Annotated in this window: 2 protein-coding genes and 1 pseudogene; all 3 read left to right on the top strand. The window is 38.8% G+C overall.

Features of this window, described 5'->3' with window-relative positions; genetic code table 11:
• Window positions 1-280, top strand: a pseudogene (locus tag HT723_RS10920) (transposase); the annotation flags it as partial.
• A 234-nt stretch (window positions 281-514) separates the two neighbouring features.
• Window positions 515-1,306, top strand: a complete 792-nt coding sequence (locus tag HT723_RS10915; RefSeq protein ID WP_172935193.1) for a DUF2785 domain-containing protein — start codon at window positions 515-517, stop codon at window positions 1,304-1,306.
• 109 nt (window positions 1,307-1,415) lie between these two features.
• Complete coding sequence (locus tag HT723_RS10910) at window positions 1,416-2,084, top strand: aquaporin (protein ID WP_050208831.1); 669 nt, start codon at window positions 1,416-1,418, stop codon at window positions 2,082-2,084.
• The last annotated feature ends 107 nt before the right edge of the window (window positions 2,085-2,191 follow it).

Below are 2,191 nucleotides of genomic sequence, written 5' to 3'. Positions count from 1 at the left end.
GACAAGCGATTTCTTTGGGGAGTGATTCAAAACGCAACTTCTACCTGCTTTGAAGACACCTCGTGTTATTATCATGGACAATGCTAGTTTTGATCCCAAGAACATTTTGGATGAACTCTGCATCCAAGATAAACACTTTTTCTTACCTCTACCGCCTTATTCACCAGATTTGAATCCTATTGAGCAAGCTTGGGCTATCTTGAAAAAGAAAGTAACAGATTTATTAAGGGAAGTCCCAACTATTTTTGAATGTTTGGAACGCTTTTTTAAAACTAAATGACTATATAACTAGTTTTTCTCAATTTTTGAGACAGAAATGTGATTTTTGTGATAAAGTTTTATCATTACAAGTTCATTTGTGGTAATATGGAATAAATCATTTATGTATCCTTTCAGAAATGTGCTGTTTCTCTGAATATAAATGTCTTTTTCTCTTTAACTTAATTTTACAAATTGCTAAAGTCATTTAAGGACAGCTTTTTGAACAGTTGCTAGAAATGTAGAGGTATTGACCATGTATCAAAAGTTACTTAGAAAAATAGCAGAAGAAAAACCAAGTTATAACCAGGAAGAAATCCAGTGGCTACTTGATCATTTGGGAGATCCTTCTCCAGAAATTCGTGATGACCTTGTTTTTACAAGCTTTGCTAGAGGGATTCAGGAAGAGCTATTTACACAGGAACAATTTCATTTCATTGCTGAAGGGATTTCATCTGATGGAGGGTTAGATAAAGATATTGATAAGGTAGGCCTGTCAACCCTTGAACGTTCTTTTAGGGCTCTTATTTATGCAAATCTCTTGTCTGCAGATGCCAACCAGCAATCGATTTTTTATCAGGAATTAAATGCAGGAATTCGTAATGTCCTTTTAAATCAAGGTTTGTATTATCTTTCAAAAGAAAAGGATACAACGGGTTTTTCAAGTCAGTATGGTTGGGTTCATGCTTCTGCACATGGAGCCGATTTACTGACAGAGGTGGTTTGTCATCCCAACTTTCCTAAAAACAGAGTTCATGAAGTATTTGATATACTTGGCCAACTATTTAAAAGAGTTTCGATTCGCTTTACAGATGATGAGGATTGGCGTTTAGCAAGAGTGATCTATGAACCTATTTTACAAGGGAAGTTAGCGCAAGAGCAAGTAGCTTCTTGGATAAAAGCTGTTGACTTTCCGATAGAAGAAAGGGAAGATTTTTATAAATTTTCCAACTTCAGATCCTGTCTGTTGGAAGTCTATGTCCAACTTGACCAGAGAAATAGTTTACAAGATGACTTGAAAGAAGCTATTCAATCTTTTCAATATTAGGTATTGCTAGTAGTTCTATGATTTTCAAAAAATTTCCAATCAATTTTCTTGAAACCCTTTCCTACTTTTGATAGACTAGTATCTAGTTTTTGAAAAAAGGAGAAAGAAAATGAAAAAATTTGTTGCTGAGTTAATCGGTACGTTCATGCTTGTATTCGTCGGGACAGGAGCTGTTGTTTTTGGAAATGGTCTTGATGGCCTAGGTCACCTTGGAATCGCCTTTGCCTTTGGTTTGGCAATCGTGGTGGCAGCCTACTCAATCGGAACTGTTTCAGGTGCTCACTTGAACCCGGCTGTTTCGATTGCTATGTTTGTAAACAAACGTTTGTCATCTTCAGAACTTGTAAACTACATACTTGGTCAGGTTGTTGGAGCTTTCATCGCTTCTGGCGCAGTCTTCTTCCTCTTGGCTAACTCGGGTATGTCAACTGCTAGCCTTGGTGAAAATGCCTTGGCAAACGGTGTCACTATCTTTGGTGGTTTCTTGTTTGAAGTCATCGCAACTTTCTTGTTTGTCTTGGTTATCATGACTGTGACATCAGCAAGCAAGGGCAATGGCGCGATTGCTGGTTTGGTAATCGGTTTGTCATTGATGGCGATGATTCTTGTGGGCTTGAACATTACTGGGCTTTCAGTAAATCCAGCCCGTAGCTTGGCACCAGCTGTTTTGGTAGGTGGCGCAGCCCTCCAACAAGTTTGGATTTTCATCCTTGCGCCAATCGTTGGTGGAGTTCTTGCAGCCCTTGTTGCTAAAAACTTCCTTGGAACAGAAGAATAATTGAAACTCAAAAAGCCTTGCTCCTCATCTCGAGGAACAGGGCTTTTTCGTAGTACGACGGGCATGTCGTGCATCTGAGGTGTAAGTTCTCGGTGGGCACCTGCTAC

This window comes from Streptococcus sp. 2106 (assembly GCF_013277315.1).
GTDB lineage: Bacteria > Bacillota > Bacilli > Lactobacillales > Streptococcaceae > Streptococcus > Streptococcus pseudopneumoniae.
The sequence above is the reverse complement of the archived record's forward strand: the minus strand, read 5'-3'. Positions and strand labels throughout refer to the sequence as shown.

Coding starts and splice junctions, on each gene's coding strand:
- HT723_RS10915 (WP_172935193.1), top strand. CDS start 515: ATGTATCAAAAGTTACTTAGAAAAATAGCAGAAGAAAAACCAAGTTAT.
- HT723_RS10910 (WP_050208831.1), top strand. CDS start 1,416: ATGAAAAAATTTGTTGCTGAGTTAATCGGTACGTTCATGCTTGTATTC.